Source organism: Novosphingobium sp. ZN18A2 (genome assembly GCF_036784765.1).
In the GTDB taxonomy this organism is placed as follows: Bacteria; Pseudomonadota; Alphaproteobacteria; order Sphingomonadales; family Sphingomonadaceae; genus Novosphingobium.
This window is the reverse complement of sequence record NZ_CP136651.1, coordinates 3193547-3209830: the sequence shown is the minus strand read 5'-3', so window position 1 is coordinate 3209830 and position 16284 is coordinate 3193547. Positions and strand designations below refer to the sequence as shown.

General features: G+C 63.5%; 14 protein-coding genes, 1 tRNA gene, 2 pseudogenes and 1 other annotated feature. Of the genes and pseudogenes, 7 read left to right on the top strand and 10 right to left on the bottom strand.

What is annotated here, in order from left to right; genetic code table 11:
- Window positions 1–2: 2 nt before the first annotated feature.
- On the top strand, window positions 3–593 hold the full coding sequence (locus tag RXV95_RS15340; RefSeq protein ID WP_338466888.1) for a BglII/BstYI family type II restriction endonuclease: 591 nt from the start codon (window positions 3–5) through the stop codon (window positions 591–593).
- A gap of 53 nt (window positions 594–646) precedes the next feature.
- Here RXV95_RS15340 and petA read toward each other — a convergent pair whose 3' ends face one another.
- Complete coding sequence (gene petA, locus RXV95_RS15335) at window positions 647–1255, bottom strand: ubiquinol-cytochrome c reductase iron-sulfur subunit (RefSeq protein ID WP_338466887.1); 609 nt, start codon at window positions 1253–1255, stop codon at window positions 647–649.
- A 222-nt stretch (window positions 1256–1477) separates the two neighbouring features.
- Here petA and RXV95_RS15330 point away from each other — a divergent pair, with 222 nt between their 5' ends.
- Window positions 1478–1816 (top strand): hypothetical protein, encoded by a 339-nt coding sequence (locus RXV95_RS15330; RefSeq protein ID WP_338466886.1) that lies wholly within the window; start codon window positions 1478–1480, stop codon window positions 1814–1816.
- A gap of 50 nt (window positions 1817–1866) precedes the next feature.
- On the opposite strand, the gene RXV95_RS15325 is transcribed toward RXV95_RS15330, so the two are convergent.
- On the bottom strand, window positions 1867–2415 hold the full coding sequence (locus RXV95_RS15325; protein WP_338466885.1) for a hypothetical protein: 549 nt from the start codon (window positions 2413–2415) through the stop codon (window positions 1867–1869).
- A 172-nt stretch (window positions 2416–2587) separates the two neighbouring features.
- A complete protein-coding gene (locus tag RXV95_RS15320; protein ID WP_338466884.1) occupies window positions 2588–2965 on the bottom strand; it encodes a hypothetical protein in 378 nt (125 codons plus the stop codon).
- Window positions 2966–3158: 193 nt separating this feature from the next.
- Between RXV95_RS15320 and RXV95_RS15315 the strand changes: the two genes are divergently transcribed.
- Genes RXV95_RS15315 through RXV95_RS15305 form a run of 3 tightly spaced genes read left to right on the top strand, consistent with a single transcriptional unit; the run spans window position 3159 to window position 5650 of the window.
- Window positions 3159–4118, top strand: coding sequence for a hypothetical protein (locus tag RXV95_RS15315; protein ID WP_338466883.1), 960 nt, complete (start codon window positions 3159–3161; stop codon window positions 4116–4118).
- Window positions 4115–5029 (top strand): GNAT family N-acetyltransferase, encoded by a 915-nt coding sequence (locus RXV95_RS15310; protein WP_338466882.1) that lies wholly within the window; start codon window positions 4115–4117, stop codon window positions 5027–5029. The genes RXV95_RS15315 and RXV95_RS15310 overlap by 4 nt, the downstream gene beginning before the upstream one ends.
- Before the next feature lie 6 nt (window positions 5030–5035).
- The gene (locus RXV95_RS15305) at window positions 5036–5650 is read left to right on the top strand and encodes a GNAT family N-acetyltransferase (protein ID WP_338466881.1); all 615 of its coding nucleotides are present in this window, start codon (window positions 5036–5038) and stop codon (window positions 5648–5650) included.
- A gap of 279 nt (window positions 5651–5929) precedes the next feature.
- Here RXV95_RS15305 and RXV95_RS15300 read toward each other — a convergent pair.
- The 3 genes and pseudogenes from RXV95_RS15300 to RXV95_RS15290 all read right to left on the bottom strand — a co-directional run bounded on the left by RXV95_RS15300 (window position 5930) and on the right by RXV95_RS15290 (window position 8889).
- A pseudogene (locus RXV95_RS15300) lies at window positions 5930–7178 on the bottom strand (IS3 family transposase).
- Window positions 6783–6897 (bottom strand) — a sequence feature (AL1L pseudoknot). It overlaps the preceding pseudogene by 115 nt.
- 253 nt (window positions 7179–7431) lie before the next feature.
- A complete protein-coding gene (locus tag RXV95_RS15295; RefSeq protein WP_338466880.1) occupies window positions 7432–8625 on the bottom strand; it encodes an integrase arm-type DNA-binding domain-containing protein in 1194 nt (397 codons plus the stop codon).
- Between the two features lie 177 nt (window positions 8626–8802).
- Window positions 8803–8889, bottom strand: a tRNA-Leu gene (locus tag RXV95_RS15290).
- A 206-nt stretch (window positions 8890–9095) separates the two neighbouring features.
- Between RXV95_RS15290 and RXV95_RS15285 the strand changes: the two genes are divergently transcribed.
- Window positions 9096–10067 (top strand): complex I NDUFA9 subunit family protein, encoded by a 972-nt coding sequence (locus RXV95_RS15285; protein ID WP_338466879.1) that lies wholly within the window; start codon window positions 9096–9098, stop codon window positions 10065–10067.
- 29 nt (window positions 10068–10096) lie between these two features.
- Here RXV95_RS15285 and RXV95_RS15280 read toward each other — a convergent pair whose 3' ends face one another.
- From RXV95_RS15280 to RXV95_RS15270, 3 genes are all read right to left on the bottom strand, one after another.
- Window positions 10097–10768, bottom strand: a complete 672-nt coding sequence (locus tag RXV95_RS15280) for a glutathione S-transferase family protein (RefSeq protein ID WP_338468585.1) — start codon at window positions 10766–10768, stop codon at window positions 10097–10099.
- Between the two features lie 86 nt (window positions 10769–10854).
- A complete protein-coding gene (locus tag RXV95_RS15275; protein WP_338468584.1) occupies window positions 10855–12264 on the bottom strand; it encodes a Ppx/GppA family phosphatase in 1410 nt (469 codons plus the stop codon).
- A 56-nt stretch (window positions 12265–12320) separates the two neighbouring features.
- On the bottom strand, window positions 12321–14477 hold the full coding sequence (locus RXV95_RS15270; RefSeq protein WP_338466878.1) for an RNA degradosome polyphosphate kinase: 2157 nt from the start codon (window positions 14475–14477) through the stop codon (window positions 12321–12323).
- Between the two features lie 185 nt (window positions 14478–14662).
- On the opposite strand from RXV95_RS15270, the pseudogene ligD reads away from it, so the two are divergent.
- A pseudogene (ligD, locus tag RXV95_RS15265) lies at window positions 14663–15511 on the top strand (non-homologous end-joining DNA ligase); the annotation flags it as partial.
- 4 nt (window positions 15512–15515) lie between these two features.
- On the opposite strand, the gene RXV95_RS15260 reads toward ligD, so the two are convergent.
- Window positions 15516–16244 carry a ParA family protein gene (locus RXV95_RS15260; protein ID WP_338466877.1) on the bottom strand — a complete coding sequence of 243 codons (729 nt, stop codon included), beginning with the start codon at window positions 16242–16244 and terminating at the stop codon, window positions 15516–15518.
- Window positions 16245–16284: the final 40 nt, after the last annotated feature.

The following is a 16284-nucleotide window of genomic DNA, read 5'->3' as shown; positions in this document are numbered from 1 at the left end:
CAGTGACAACTGATCATCTTGTCCCGCCTGACATTGTCGCTCTCTATGAAGTGCATGAATGGCGCAACGCCGTTGGCATTCTGGCGACAGCTTGCCCAAACGAGTGGGACGAAATTCAAAACGCTCTTCGAATCTTTCGGCTTTTGCGTAGCGAAGTCGTCGCCGCAGGGGGCAATCGATCTTCTATCGTGGCTCGGCTTGAGAAGCCTCTAAAAGAAGCGGGCTGGACCGAGAGGCAATTTGCAACCTCAATCGTAGTTGATGGCGAGGCAACCGAATCTCCGACCCACGCTGTTGATTGTTTTAAGGATCGAGTTGCGATTGAGGTGGAATGGAACAATAAAGATCCGTTCTACGATCGCGATTTGAACAATTTCAGACTTTTGTTTGACCTTCAAGTGATTGATGTTGGGGTTATCATTACCAGGTGTTCAGAATTGCAAGTGATTTTCAATAGATTGGGTAAGGGATCCAGCTACGGAAATTCGACAACACACATGGGAAAGCTCCTGCCACGTCTCCGTGGTGGTTCTGGGGGTGGCTGTCCGATTGTGGTGTTTGGGATCAGCGATCAACTCTACGTAGAAGATTGACTCATTTGACAATCGGGCTTCGGTTCTCCCAGCGAGATTGAACTGCCACCCCATCACGCCGCCGTCAGCGATTTCACCCCCGCCTTCACCACGGTCGGCGTCTTGAACACGCAATCCGGCACCACAAGGTTCTTCGGCGCGGGACCCTTCCTGATGCGGGCGGCGGTATCGTATTGCGATCCGTGGCAGGGGCAGAAATAGCCGCCATAGTCGCCGCGGTCCTGGTCTGACGTGATGCCCAGCGGCACGCAGCCAAGGTGCGTGCATACGCCCATCGTTATCAGCCATTCCTCGTGACCGGGCTTGGTGCGTTCGGCCAGCGTCTGCGGATCGCGCAGTTCCGAAAGCGGCACCGCGTTCGCCCGCGCGATCTCCTTTTGCGTCAGCTTGCGCAGGAACAGCGGCTGCGAACGATACTTGGCGACGATGCCCTGCCCCGGCTGGACCGAGGATATGTCCACTTCGGTTGTGCTCTGCGCCAGCACGTCGGCCGAAGGGGCCATCTGGCTGATCAGCGGATAGAGCGTTACTAGCCCGCCCACGCCCGCCGCGCTTATCGCGGCAACGTTGATAAAGTCCCTGCGGCGCACGCCGTCATGCGGCTCGCCATCGTTCGGCGGCGCGGCGCCGGCCGGCAGGGGGGATGCTGTTGTCGCGGCCATTTTCCGGGCCTTTCCTTGTTCGCTCCCGCGCGGCGCGCATGGCGTGACCGGCGCGGGCGGCGCTCCCCAAGGACGAATCCGGCTTTGCCCCATTCTCCCTGAACCTCGCGAGAACGGACGGGCGGGCGCTGCGGCGCGCGTCGGAACAACCCCGCCGCCCCGCACGTTGATCGCGTGATCCCGACAGGGAATGCCGGATAGAACCGATAAAGGAGTCATCCCGTGGAACCCGAAGATGAAGAACTGCCGCTCAGCGGAAAGCGCTGGGTCTGGGTGCTGGGCTCGCTGATCGTGGTGCTGGTCGTGGCGCTGATGGTCTCGATGATCCCGCGCGGTTATAACGAGCCTGTAGGCGATCCCGCCAACGCCGCACCCGCCACGATGGGCGCGATGAACGGCACCGGAATGAATGGCACCGGGACGAACGGTGCAGGCATGAACAACGACGCCATGAATCAGGGCGCGATGAATCAGGATGCGATGCACCAGGGCACGACCGGCGGCGCACCCGCCGCATCGCCGTCTGCTGCACCGTCCACCGCCAGCGAACCGACGGGCTGAGGTGCCCGCCTGCGCGCTGTCGGTGCCGTTTTACGTGCGCTCTGTGCCCGTCAGGCTTCCACGCCCAGCCGCTCTTCGGCGGCCTGTTCGGTCTTGCTGCCGCCGAACGCCTTCATGCCGATCCACACCAGTCCGCCGAAATAGACCGCGCCCAGCAGGATCGTCTCGATCACCTGCACGAAGTTTTCGCCCTGTTGCAGCAGCGGCGCGCAGGCGACGGTAACGAACAGCATATAGGACGCGTTGGCGAAAATCTGCGCGCGTTCCATGATGCTCAACAGCAGCACCACCGCCAAAATCGCCAGCGCGGCGACGATCAGCGCGGTGTTGTGGTTTGCGGCCGCCCATTGCAGCAGCCATGCATTCGCCGTCCCGGCCACAGCGCCGACCACGGTCGCCGGCGCGAAGGTGAAGCTCAGCTTGTCGACATTCGCCCAGTACCAGACCAGCGTGAACCCGGCATAAAGCGGCACCAGCGACAGGGCATAGCCGATGGCCACGAAGCCGATGATCGCAACGATCACGCCCAGCCATATCAGCAGGGCGATGCCCAGCGTGGGCGGTGGCGGATTCTGGGCGGAATGTTCAGGCTGGTTCATAGCGAATGCTCCTCTCGATCGCGGGCCGGCATCGCCTTTGTGGCGCCTGGAATCGGCCCGCGGATGGGAACCTATCGCTTGATCGGGTAGGGCACAATCGCTTTGCGGGGCGGGCAGGATTCCCGCATTTCCGGCGCTCGCACCGCGCCTGGCCTGTCTTGCCGATGGCGCTTCAGGCCACCAGCGTTTCCGGGTGCGGCATGGGCGCCTTCTTCTGCGCGTTCACCATCACGAAAACGCTGCGCACCAGCATCTGCACCGCGGCCGCCATGATCACCAGCACGCCCACCAGCACGATCATCAGCACCATGCCCAGTATGGTGCCGGCCAGCGCGATCCAGAAGGTGCGGATCAGGTATGTGTAATGGCTCTCCTCCCACGGCTCCATCGCCTCGTTGCGCCACGAATAGGCCAGGATCACGCCCACGATGCCCGAAATCCCGGTGGCGAAGGAGAAGATATACAAAAGCGCGATAACCGTCGGCCGGTTGAAATCGAAGCCGCCGGACGGCTGCTGGCCCGATGGCGGCGGAGTGGTCTCGTCGGTCACGTCGCGTCTCCCCTGCGGCTGGGTTTCATGCGCGCAGCATACAGCACTTCGCCCCGTCGTCCCAATCCGCCCAGCAAACGGTACAAGGAACGGTGCAAGGAAACGCGGAATTAACCCGGCGCCGATACCACGAACCGTGTTCTATCGCGCGCGGGGCAACCGCGCCGCATCTTTCGGATCGGTCCCACGGCCCATGACGTCGGTCTATATCACCATCGACACCGAATATTCGGCCGCCTTCGCCGCACACGGACGGGAAGAGGCATTCGCCCGCTCCATCCGCTGCGACACCCCCGGCGGGGAAGTGGGCATCGGCTATCAGATGGACGTGTTCGATCGCCACGGGATCAAGGCGGTGTTCTTCGTCGATCCCATGCCCGCGCTGCTGTGGGGGGTGGAAGCGATTGCCGATGTCGTCGGCCCCATCGTTTCGCGCGGCCACGACGTGCAGTTGCACCTTCATACCGAATGGCTTGCGCTTGCCGGCCCGGCCAATCCGCTGGACGGGCGCACGGGGACGAATATCAAGGACTTCGCGTTCGACGACCAGTGCGAACTGATCGCCTATGCCGCGGGCGTTCTGCAATGGGCGGGCGCGCCGTTTCCCGTCGCCTTCCGCGCCGGGAACTATGGCGCGGACGACGACACCTTGCGCGCACTTGCGGAACTGGGCCTGCGTTATGACACAAGCCATTGCCCGGGCATTGCCGGTTCGCTGTGCGACATCTCGCTTGGGCCGGAAGACCGCCAGCCCATGATGCACGAAGGCGTGGTGGAAGTGCCGGTCGGCTGCATCGGCACACGCGGGGAGGGGCTTCGGCACGCGCAGGTCACCGCGCTTGGCAGCGGCGAGATGCTGGCCGCCATCAATCACGCGGTCCAGGGCGGCGTGGACAGCTTCACCATCGTGTCGCACAGCTTCGAACTGCTCAGCCGCGACCGACTGCGGGCGAACCGCATCGTGAAGCACCGCTTCGAACGCTTCTGCCAAGGATTGGCAAGGCTGGACGGCGCGCAAAGCGCCACGTTTGCCCGGCGCCCTCCGGCCGTGCAGGGCCGCCAGTACACGCCGGTCCTGCCGCCCGGCTTCCTGCGGACCGGCCAGCGCCTTTCCGAACAGCTTGTCGCCAACGCGCTTTACGGTGCGCGATGAACGCCGGAGACGTTTCGATCCGCTTCGTCATCGGATCGCGCAAGATCGCCGAAATGCGCAGGCCATTGCAGACCGTGGCGTTCGGCCTCTCCCAACTCGTTGCCGGAACCGCCGCCTGCCTGCCCGAACTGGAAGATGGTCGCGAAGGATACCGCGTACATTCGGTGCCACGCGCGATGCTTCCCGCGATCGTGGCGGATCATCCAGGCTTCGTTATGGGCGGGCTGCACGTCTATCGCCGGTTCTACATCGACATGGCGGGCACCTATGAAGGTTACCTTGGCCGGTTCTCTTCGCGGGCGCGTTCCACGCTTAATCGAAAGCGCCGCAAGATACAGGATCTGGGCGGCGGCACGCTGGACGTGCGCGAGTATCGCACGCCGGACGAACTTGACCAATTCCTGGTCGACGCCATGCCGCTTTCGCGCAAGACGTACCAGGCGCGCCTGCTCGACGCCGGGCTGCCCGAAGACGAAGCATTCGTGGACGAAATGCGCGCACTTGCCGGGGCTGACAGGCTGCGCGCCTACCTGCTGTTCCTGAACGACGCGCCCGTCAGCTATCTTTTCCTGCCGGTAATCGACAACGTCGTGACTTACGCCTTTCTCGGTTACGATCCCGATCGCGCGAACCTGTCGGCAGGCACAGTGCTGCAAATGGAGGCGCTTCGCCGTCTGTTTGCAGAGGAACGCTATACCTATTTCGATTTCACCGAAGGCGAAGGCGCGCACAAGCAATTGTTCGGCACGGATTTTGTCGATGCCTGCTCGTTCTTCCTGCTGAAGCGTACCCTCTCAAGCCGCCTGCTGCTGGGCGCGCTGGCGGTGTTCGATCGTTCGGTCGCGGCGGGCAAAACGCTTGCGCAGCGCAACGGCGCGCTTGCGCGGATGCGGCGCTTTCTGCGGGCTTGAGCGGGCGTGAAACGTCTCGCAAGGCGATTGGCGAACCGCATCGTCAGCGATTATCGCATAAACTGGATCGTCGCCCGCGCCGATCCTTCGGTTCGCACGCAGTTGCAGCCGGGCCAGGCGATCAGCCCCGTCGACGATGCGATCGCGGCGCTTCTTGCCTGCAGCGACACCGCGAAAGTGCGCAACGCGCTGACCTATCGCGACGCGGGGCTCGGCGGCTTTGCAATTGGCCGCGACGGGCGTCCGCAGGCGGTGATCCATTATGCGGACGCAGCCCAATACACCCGCGACGCAACCTGGCCCCTGAAAGCGAACGAGATCGCGATCATGGACGTCGTTACCGAAGAGGCCGACCGCGGAAAGGGATTGGCGGTGACGCTGATCGATCACACGACGGCGCGCTATCTCGAAAACGGAGCGGCGCGGGCTGTCGCATTCGTGTGGTGGTCCAACAAACCCTCCCTGCGCGCCTTCCGCAAGGCAGGATGGCACAGGATCGGCCTCAGCCTGGAATGGGAGTTCCGGGGACAATGGCGACACCTGCACCTTGCGCGCGCCTTTGCGCTGCCGGACAAGCACCTTCGCTATAGGGGTGCCGAAGTCGGCGCGGAAACAATCTAGCTTACCTGCGAGCAGGTAGATGGTGCCAGAAGAGGAAACAATAATTAAGTATATGTATTTGATGTGAAATATATTCTGCCACCTATATAAATCAATGACCCTCTTGCTGGCCCTGAATAGCTCCATATGGGATGATTTGATTCTCTTTTTATGCCACCGTGTCTCTAGTTATTCCATAACATGTCGGTGAATCCACCTCAACCGAATGATTTTAGATTTCAATTGGTGGTACCTGCTTTGTGAAGCGTCCCGGGTTTTCCGGAGGCGGTTTCATTTGAGTCATGCGGCCATATCGAGGTTCCCTCTGGCTGCATAGTAATTGGCTTCGGCCTCGGCGGGTGGGATGTGCCCGATGGGGCCGAACAGGCGATGGTTGTTGAACCAGTCGACCCAGCGCAGGGTTGCCATTTCAACAGCCGATACGCTCGGCCATGACCGCTGCCGCCAGATCACTTCCGCCTTGTAGAGACCGTTGATCGTCTCGGCCAAGGCATTGTCGTAGCTATCGCCGACGCTGCCAACGGACGGGACGAGGTTGGCCTCTGCCAAGCGCTGGGTGTAGTTCATGGCCAGATATTGCACGCCCCTGTCGCTGTGATGGATCAGGCCGTCATCGGGGCCGGGTCTGCGGGCGTGGATCGCCTGCTCCAGGGCATCCAAAACGAAGTTCGCCGTGGCGCTGGTGCTGACCTTCCAGCCCACGATACGCCGGGCATAGGCATCGATCACGAAGGCGACGTAGACGAACCCGGCCCAGGTGTGGACATAGGTAAAGTCGACCACCCACAGGGCGTTGGGCCGGCTGACGCGGAACTCGCGGTTGACCTTGTCGAGCGGGCATGGCGCCTTCGGGTTGCTGACGGTAGTGACCGTCGTCTTGCCCCGCCGAACGCCTGCCAGCCCCATGGTCCGCATCAGCCGCTCCACGGTGCACTTGGCTACAGCGATGCCTTCGCGCCGCAACTGGTGCCAGACCTTGCGCGTGCCATAGAGGCCGACCCGAAGGGCGGCGAAGCCAACCTGTTCTCATGGACACGCTTGATGTCTTCCATGAGATCGTCGTCCCGCTGGGCACGGGCAGGACGCCTTCCGGGATCGGCAAGGCGGGCAGCATGTTCGTGATAGGAGGACGGGGCGACCGCCAGTTCGCGGCAGATCGGCTCGATACCCAGTTCACCCCGGTGAGCGTCGATGAACGACATCACCATTTGCCGTGGCGGTCGAGCTCCGCCTGAGCAAAATATGCCGAGGCCTTACGCAAGATCTCGTTGGCCCGGCGAAGCTCCTTCACCTCGCGCTCCAGCGCCTTGACCCGATCCCGGTCACTGGCGGCCTGCGCCGCTGGTCCCGCTCGTCGGCTCGCCTCCTCGCGGCACCAGCGGCGCAGCGTCTCGGTCGTGCAGCCGACCTTTCCGGCAATCGAGGTCATTGCCGCCCACTCTGACGGATAATCTCCCCGATGCTCCTCCACCATCCGTACCGCACGGTCGCGAAACTCAGGCGAAAACTTGTTCCTTGTAGCGCTCATTGTGGCTCCTTCTCACAAATAGGAGCCTCCGGAAAACCCGGGACGCTTCACTGTTGCGCTTACGGATCGTGATGGACGAAGGGGGCTGGACGCTAACTCCCGGAGCCTCGGTTGGCGGAGTTCCGGTTCCGACACCTGACCGACTGCAAACTGCAATCAGCCTGTTGCAAGAATGCGGTCGTTTCGACGACTTTAGATAGCGACAATTAAGTCGCACGCTTGGTGGCGCGCCGTTGCACATGCCCCACGGCCGCTAATCCCGATGCCGAAGACTGTCTAAATAGTCACTCCACCACTGAGCCATTTTCACACGCTCATCCCAGTAATTGCCGCGATTGTACACGCCTCGGATAGCGTTACTGTCGCCGTGCGCGAGAGCCCTTTCGATGGCATCCGGGTGCCAGAGCCCGCTCTCGTTGAGCATGGTCGAAGCCGTTGAGCGTAGGCCATGTGCCGTCACTTCGTCCTTTGTGAAGCCCATGCGGCGAAATGCCGCGTTGATGGTATTCTCGCTCATCGGGCGCTGGCGCGTATGGAACGCCGGGAAGATGTAGCCCTTGCTGCCGGTAATCGATCTTAGCTCTCGAAACAGCTCCAACACCTGCCGTGACAGCGGCACCACATGGGTCCGGCGCGCCTTCATCTTGCCTTTCGGAATTGTCCAGGTGGCCTTGTCCCAATCGATCTCGTTCCATTCGCCATGGCGAAGCTCACCGGGTCGAACAAAGACATGCGGTGCAATCTTCAACGCGAACTTCGTAGCCGGGTAGCATTCGAAGTCATCGATAGCGCGAAGCAGCCCGCCCAACTTCTCGGGTTCGAGGATAGCCGCGTAATGCCGTGCTCTTGGCGTCACCAGTGCGCCTTGCAAGATCGAGGTTGGATCGGTTTGGCACTGGCCAAGCGCGGCTCCATACCGGAACACCCGGCTTGCGAAGGATCGGCATTTCTTCGCAGTTTCGAGATTGCCTTTGGCTTCGAGCTTCTTGAGCGCCGCCAGCATCAACTGCGGATCGACATCGTTGATTGGCATATTGCCGATCGCGGGCTTGAGCAGGTCGAGGAACCAGCGCGCCTTGCGCAGCGTGGCTTCTGCCCTGCCTTCGGGCACCATCTTCTCGTCGATGTACTTGTTGGCGATGACCTCGAAGGTGTTCTCTGCACCTAACTTGATCCTGGCCTTCTTGCGCTTCCGCTCCAGCATCGGATCGATGCCATCCGAAACCTTGAGCCGCGCTCGGTCGCGAAGCTGGCGCGCTTGCGACAGGCTGACCTCTGGGAACGCGCCGATGGGTAGCTTCTTTTCCTTCCCGCCGAAGCGGTACTTGAAATACCAGAGCTTGGAGCCGTTTGGCTTCACCAGAAGCAGCAGCCCCCGCGAGTCGTATTTCTTGTACGATTTGTCGGCAGCCCGGAAGCCTTTGATTTCCTGCACATTGAGGCTCATTTGGGGGCCTCACTTTTTTGCAAATTGGGGCCTTTTGGGCTGGAGCCCCCAGCCGAGGCCCCCAGAGACGTTGGAACAAAGCGGAACAAAACAAGACCTCGCTTTCTGCGCTAGAGGTCAAGAATGGCAGAATTCCGCCATTTCTGCAATGTTTTGGAACGTTCTGATGAGAACAAATGGTGCCCAGAAGAGGACTCGAACCTCCACGCCCTTTCGAGCGCCGCCACCTGAAGACGGTGCGTCTACCAATTCCGCCATCTGGGCACGGGGCGATACGGCTATGTCCGCTCGCCGGGTAGGAGCGCGCCGATAGCGGGGGGCGTCGGGCTTTGTCAATGGCACAAAATGCCTTTGCGCGTCGAAAGGGGCCATCCCGGTTGATCGAGGGCATTGATAAGCGCCCTTCGCATGTGCAAAGGCGCTTGGTGACGGGCAGGCGCCGACGCGGTTTTGTGCTTGCCCCTGGATCAATGACAGCAGGAACGGGCGATTCGATGGGCAAGACCACGCGCGATCTCGAAGGCAGGATCGTTACGCTGATCGGCGGCAGCGGCTTTTTCGGCACGCATATCGCGCAGGAATTGCTTTCGCGCGGGGCGCGGCTGCGCATTTGCAGCCGGCATCCGGAAAAGGCGTGGCGGGTGAAGCCGCTTGCCAACCTGGGCCAGGTCCAGTTCGGCCGGGTGGATGTGACGAAGCCGGAAACGGTTGCCGCGGCGTTCGCCGGGGCGGACGCTGCGGTGAACCTTGTCGGGGCTTTCGCGGGCGATCTCGATTCGTTGCAGGGCGAAGGCGCGGGCCGCGTGGCCGCCGCCGCGCGCGATGCGGGCGTTTCCGCCTATGTTCACGTCTCGGCAATCGGCACCGATGCGTCCTCTGCGGTCGGCTATGCCCGGACGAAGGCCGAGGGCGAGACCGCGGTGCTCGCCGCTTTCCCCAAGGCGACGGTGCTGCGTCCTTCCGTCCTGTTCGCCGAAGACGACGAATTCGTCACGATGTTCGCGGGGCTGATTTCCACCTATCCGGTTCTGCCGGTGTTCGGCCCGCAGGCGAAGCTGCAGCCCTTGTTCGTGGACGATGCCGCCGAAGCGGTGGCGCAGACGCTGGCCGATCCGGCTTCGCACGGCGGCAAGACCTATGAACTGGCCGGCCCTGATGTGCTGACGATGCTGGAGCTCAACCGCAGGATCGCGGCGGCGCAGGGGCGCAAGCGGGTGTTCGTGGAATTGCCCGACGGTGTTTCGGGCCTGATCGCGGCGCTGCCCGGCACACCGATCAATCGTGACCAGTGGGCCTTGCTGCAGGCCGGAAACGTGGCGGGCGGCACCTTGCCCGGCCTTGGCGACCTGGGCGTGAAGGCGCGTCCGCTGTCACTGTTCCTCGACCGGTGGATGACCCGTTATCGCAAGCATGGCCGCTTTGGCGAGCGCGCCGCGGCCTGACCGCTAAACCTTGGCACGAAACCCGCCGGTCAGGCGTCCACTTCCGCATAGTGCGAGGGCGGATGGATGCCGCCCATGCGTTCGGACAGCAGCGGGCGGAAGCTGGGCCTGCTCTTGAACACGGAATACCAGCCGCGCGCCTGTTCGTGGCCAGACCAGTCGATCCCGCCCAGGTAATCGGCGACCGATACCTGCGCGGCGGCGGCAAGGTCGGCCAGGCTCATTGTCGCGCCGGCGATCCAGGGGCGGTTGTCGATCAGGTAATCGATATAGTCCAGATGCTCGTCCGCCAGGCGCATCGCCTCGCGCAGCATACGGCTGTCGGGCGGCTGGCGCAGGAACAGGCGCTTGTGCATCTTCTCGCCCATCAGGGGCGCGGTAACGTCTGCAAAGAAGTTTTCGTCGAACAGGGCCACCAGACGGCGAATCTCGGCACGGTTTGCGGCGGTGCCGTTGATCATCGGCGCCTTTTCGACCGTTTCCTCAAAATATTCGCAGATCGCGCGGCTGTCTATCAGCGTCACGCCGCGTTCGTCGTTGCGGATCACGGGTGTACGGCCCGCCGGGTTGAGCGCGAAGAATTCCTCGCGCCGGTCCCACGGGTGTTCTGTCTCAAGCTCGTAGGCGACGCCCTTCTCGCTGAGCAGGAGGCGTACCTTGCGGCTGAACGGGCAGAGGGCGAAATGGTGGAGCGTCCACATGGGCGCCGTCATGGCAAAGACCCGCGGCGCCTGTCCAGCGAGGGAAGGCGGTCTGGTGCAATTTCCGGTGGATCAGCTTTCGCCGATCAGTCGGTAAAGTCTATGCGCGGCGTCCTGGCGCCCAGCGCATCGGCCACGCGCGCCATGCGGCGTTCCAGCGTTGCGTCAACCAGCGCGTCGAGCGAGCGGGGAATCGAAAGGACGAACTGGCCCTTTTCCAACGTCGCCGCCGTGCGCCGCAAAGTGGCGGGTGCGCCGCCGGACACGCGCTGTGCAAGGCGCATCGCGTATCCCCATGCCCGCGCGCGCGCCAGTTCCTTGTCGCCTGCCAGCCGTGAAAGAATTTCCGGCTCGCCTCCACCGCCGCCCATGCCGACGAACAGGGCCGCCGCCATCATGGCCCGGTCGGCGGGCGTAACGCCGGTCCACGCGCCGTGCAGGGCCAGTTCCTCTCCGCCCAGCGCGCGGAAATCGGGATTGCTTGACCAGCCGGTGCCGCGAAGCAGGGCGGAGGCCTGGCGCAGGCGGCGCCATTGCGGCGGTTCGTCCGGGAACAGCCCGTCCAGCCAGGTGTGCAGTGCCTCGGCGTAGAAGGGGAATTGCTGCTGTGCCTGCGTAAGATAGCGCACGCCTTCGATCAGCGGATCGCGCGCACGCTGTTCGGGGGTGAGCGATTCGTAAAGCAACCCTTCGCGCAGGCCATAGGCGGAAACGGCAATCGCGCCGGGGCCGATGATATCCACCAGTGCGTTCAGCAGGGCCGCGCCGTCTTCCAGATAGGGGATGCGCGGCGTCTTCACCTGCGGGATTGCCTTCAGGTCCGCCTTGTCCATCGCTTCCACCGCGGCGAACAGCGGCTTCACGTCTTCCGCGGGGAAGGTGTAGTTGCCGATGACCGAAAGCGGAAACTTGCGTTCGTCCATGTGGACGCGGGTGAGAGAGCGCCAGGTGCCGCCGACGATGTAGAGCGGCTTGCCCCGGCATTCGTCCAGCCATTCGAGCGACGTCAGCGCGGCTTCCACCTCCGCCTTCAGGCCGGGCTTGCCCCTGGCGCGGATCGCGGCGACGCGCAATGCGCCCAGCGCGAACGATGCCTGTCGGTGGACCTCGCCATCGCGCACCCGAACCAGTTCCAGGCTGCCGCCGCCCATGTCGGCGACCAGCCCGTCCGCATCGGGCATCGCGGCGATCACGCCATAACCCGCGCCGTTCGCTTCTCCCGTGCCGTCCAGCACTTCGACCGGCAGGCCCAGCGCGCGCACTTGCTCCACGAAGTCGGGACCGTTCGCCGCCTCGCGCACCGCCGCCGTCGCCACCACGCGCAGCGAGGACAGGTCCATGCCGTCAAGAAGCCCCGCGAACCGTTCCAGCCCTGCCAGCGCCACCGCGATGCCTTCCGCGTCCAGCGCCCCGGTATCGATCACGCCGCGGCCAAGGCCGGCCATCAGTTTTTCGTTGTAGAGGACGACGGGCGCGCGCGCTGCGCCCCCGAACACGACGAGCCGGATCGAATTCGATCCGATGTCTACGATAGCTTGCGGTCCGGCGAGATTCACTCGCGCGTGTGTAGGGACAGTTTGGGCACGGCGCCAGTCGTATCCAGCGCGGCACCGCGACCAGACAGCGAAGGATTGGTCATGAAATAGCGGTGCAGGTTGAACGGCGGATCGCCCGGCGTGGCGCGGACATAGCTACCGTCGGGCTGGAGAAACCAGCTTTGCTCGTCATCCAGAAGGTTCGCCATCATCACCTGGCCAAGCACCTGATCGTGCACGGTTTTGTTGCGGATGGGCAGCGAATATTCCACGCGCCGTTCGAAATTGCGGCTCATCCAGTCGGCGGACGAGATATAGACATCGGCGTTGCGGCTGGGCAGCGGCTCGCCATTGGCGAAGGCCCAGATGCGGCTGTGTTCAAGGAAGCGGCCGATCACGGACTTGACCTCGATATTTTCCGAAAGGCCGGGCACGCCCGCGCGCAGGCAGCACACGCCGCGCACGATCAGGCGGATCGGCACCCCGGCCTGGCTCGCCTCGTAAAGCTTGTCTATCGCCGCGCGGTTGGAAAGCGAGTTCATCTTGGCCCAGATGCCCGATGGAAGCCCCTTGCGGGTGTTCTCTATCTCGCGGTCGATCAGTTCGAACAGGTGGCTTTGCAGGTTGAGCGGGCTGACCGTCAGGACTTCAAGGTTCGTGGGTTCGATATAGCCGGTGACATAGTTGAACACTTCGGCCGCATCGCGCGCGACCACGGGGTCGGCGGTGAAGAACGAGAGGTCGGTATAGATGCGCGCGGTGATCGGGTGATAGTTGCCGGTGCCGAAGTGGCAATAGGTGCGGATGCCGTCGCCTTCGCGGCGCACGACAAGGCTGATCTTGGCGTGGGTCTTCAACTCGATGAAGCCATAGACCACCTGCACGCCCGACCGTTCCAGCTGCGCGGCCCATTGCAGGTTCTGTTCCTCGTCGAAGCGGGCCTTGATCTCGACCACCGCCGTTACCGACTTGCCGGCTTCCGCCGCGTCGCACAGCGCGCGGATCACCGCGCCCTGCTTGCCTGCGCGGTAAAGCGTCTGCTTGATCGCCACCACGTCCGGGTCCGCCGCCGCCTGGTTCAGGAACGCCAGCACGACGTCAAAACTTTCGTAGGGGTGGTGGACGATGATGTCCTTCTGGCGGATCGCGGCGAAGCAATCCCCGTCGTGTTCGCGGATGCGTTCTGGAAAGCGGGCGGTATAGGGGGCGAACTTCAGGTCGGGCCGGTCGAGATCGACGATCTGGGACAGATCGGACAGGCCCAGAAACCCGTCGGTCTGGATCAGGAAGGCGTCCTCCCCGCCCAGTTCGCGGGTAATCAGGCTTTGCAACTCGGGCGGAATCGCGGATTCCACTTCCAGGCGGATCACCTGCCCGCGCCGCCGCCGCTTTATGGCGGTGCGGAAATAGCGGACAAGGTCTTCGGCCTCTTCCTCTATCTCGATATCGCTGTCGCGGATGATGCGGAACGCGGCGGAACCGATCACCTCGAAGCCGGGAAACAGCTTTTCGGAAAAATGGCGCAGAACGGTTTCGATCGGGATGCAGCGCATGCCGTCCGCGAAGGTGAAGAAGCGCGGCAGGCCCGACGGGAGCATGATCAGTTCGCGCACCAGTTCCCCGTCGCTCCGCCGCCGAAGCTCGAACAGCATCGACAGGCCCAGGTTGGGGATGAAAGGGAAGGGGTGCGCCGGGTCCAGCGCCTGCGGTGTGATGACCGGGAACAGCTGGAGGTCGAAAAAGCTTTCAAGTTCCGCCTCGGCGCGCCGGTCTATGTCGTAGATCTCCAGCACCTGGATGCCTTCGGCAACCAGAAGCGGGCGCAGTTCACGCCACAGGGCCTGCTGGTCGGCCATCAGGGCATCGGCCTCGGCCGCGACCAGCGGAAGCTGCTGCTGCGGTGTCAGCCCGTCGATGGACGGCGTTTCGATGTGTTGCTGCACCTGCCCGTAAAGGCCCGCCACGCGGACCATGAAAAACTCGTCCAGGTTGTTGCCTGAGATCGACAGGAAGCGCAGCCGCTCCAGCAGGGGGTAGGCGGTGTTCTCCGCTTCGGCCAGCACGCGCCGGTTGAACCGCAGCCACGAAAGCTCGCGGTTGAAATAGCGGCTGTCCCCCCGCGGCAAGGGGTCTTCGTTGGCGGCGGACGGGACGTTGATCTGCTGTGTGGCCATATCGGAACATACTCTACAGTGCAGCGGGGCGGTGCGGCAAGCAAAGCCGTGCGGCCGTCAGGAACGGGTCAGGCGGGGCGGAAGCTCGACAGGAGAGGGGGCAGGCGCGTATTTCAGGCGCGACTGCAATTGGGGAGCGCCGTGTGCCGAAAGCAGGACCGCCGGGATCGCAGGATGCGGAAGGGATCACGCATCCGGGACGCGTATTCTTTCCCGACAGCGGCGAGACCAAGGGCGACCTTGCCGATTACTATGCCGCCATCGCGCCTGTGATGCTGCCATTCGCGGCGGACAGGCCGGTCAGCCTGGTGCGGTGCCCGCAAGGGCGCGGCGGGAAATGCTTTTACCAGAAGCACGATACCGGCGGTTTCGGCCCGCACGTGCACGTGGCTTCGATCAGGGAAAAGGACGGGGACGAGGCCGGCTACCTCTGGCTCGACAGTGCGCAAGGGATACGCGCCTGCGTGCAGATGGGCACGATCGAGTTCCATGGCTGGGCGGCGCTGGCAAGCGCGGTGGAGCGGCCCGATCGCATGGTGTTTGACCTCGATCCGGACGAGGGGCTGGATTTCGCCGACGTAAAGCGCGCCGCAAGGGAAATCCGCGACCGGCTGGACGATGCCGGGCTGGAAAGCTTTGCCATGCTGACCGGCGGCAAGGGCATCCACGTGGTCGTGCCGCTGACGGCGGGCCATTCGTGGGAAGCGCACCGGGATTTCGCGAAGGCTGTGGCCACCGATTTCGCGGAAACCGATCCGGATCGCTTCGTCGCGACGATGAGCAAGGCAAAGCGCGAAGGCCGCATCTTCATCGACTGGCTGCGCAACCAGCGCGGATCGACGGCGATCGTGCCTTATTCCGCGCGGGCGCGATCGGGCGCGCCGGTTGCCGCGCCGGTCGGCTGGGACGAGCTTGGCGATATCGAAACCGCGCAGGCGTTCTGCATCCGCGATGCCGACAGGCTGCTGCGCCGTGCGGAAAGCAGGGCGCTGTCCGGGTGGGGCAAGGCGAAGCAGCGCCTGCCGTGCGGCTGATCCTTCAGGAACAGAGCTTGCGTTCTATCCCGGTCCATACCCGCGCCATGGCCTGCGCGGCGGGGGAAGACGGCGCGAAGGCACCGATCGGTTCGCGCCGCGTGGCCATCTGTTCAAGATGGGTGGACATCGGGATCACCGGCCAGCCGTTCGCTTCGGCCACAGCTTCGCGGTGCAGCGTGCGGCGCATGTCGACCATCGAAAGCACCGGCAGGATCGGCGGGTGCTTCTTGTGGTTGCGAACCAGTTCATCGCGGATCGCGGTAAGCGCGCGGCGCGAAAGCGGGCTGGGCGGCAGCGGCACCACGATCAGGTCCGCCGCGCGGATGACCTGGTCGGACAGCGAATTGAGCACCGGCGGGCAATCGAGGATGATGCGCTCGTAATCCCTGGAAAGCGCCTCGGTCATCCGGGCCAGCCGCCGCTTCTTGCCGATCCGGGCGAACAGGCTGTCTATCTCGCGCAGGCTGTCGTCGGCGGGCAGCAGGTCCAGCCGGTCCCACCGCGTGTGGCGCACAAGATCGGCCGGTGCAGTTTCGCGGCTGAAGATCGAAGCGGCCTGCTTGCCGTGCGGCCTTTCGTGTCCGGTCAGGAATGCGGCCGCGCCCTGCACGTCGAGATCCCACAGCAGGGTATGGCGGCGCGAAACCGTGGCCGAACTCCACGCGAGCGCGGCGGCCAGCGTCGATTTGCCGACGCCGCCCTTCACTGAATAGACCGCGATTACTGCCATGACGGATGCATTTACGGCACAGGCCGCGCGGCGCAACCGT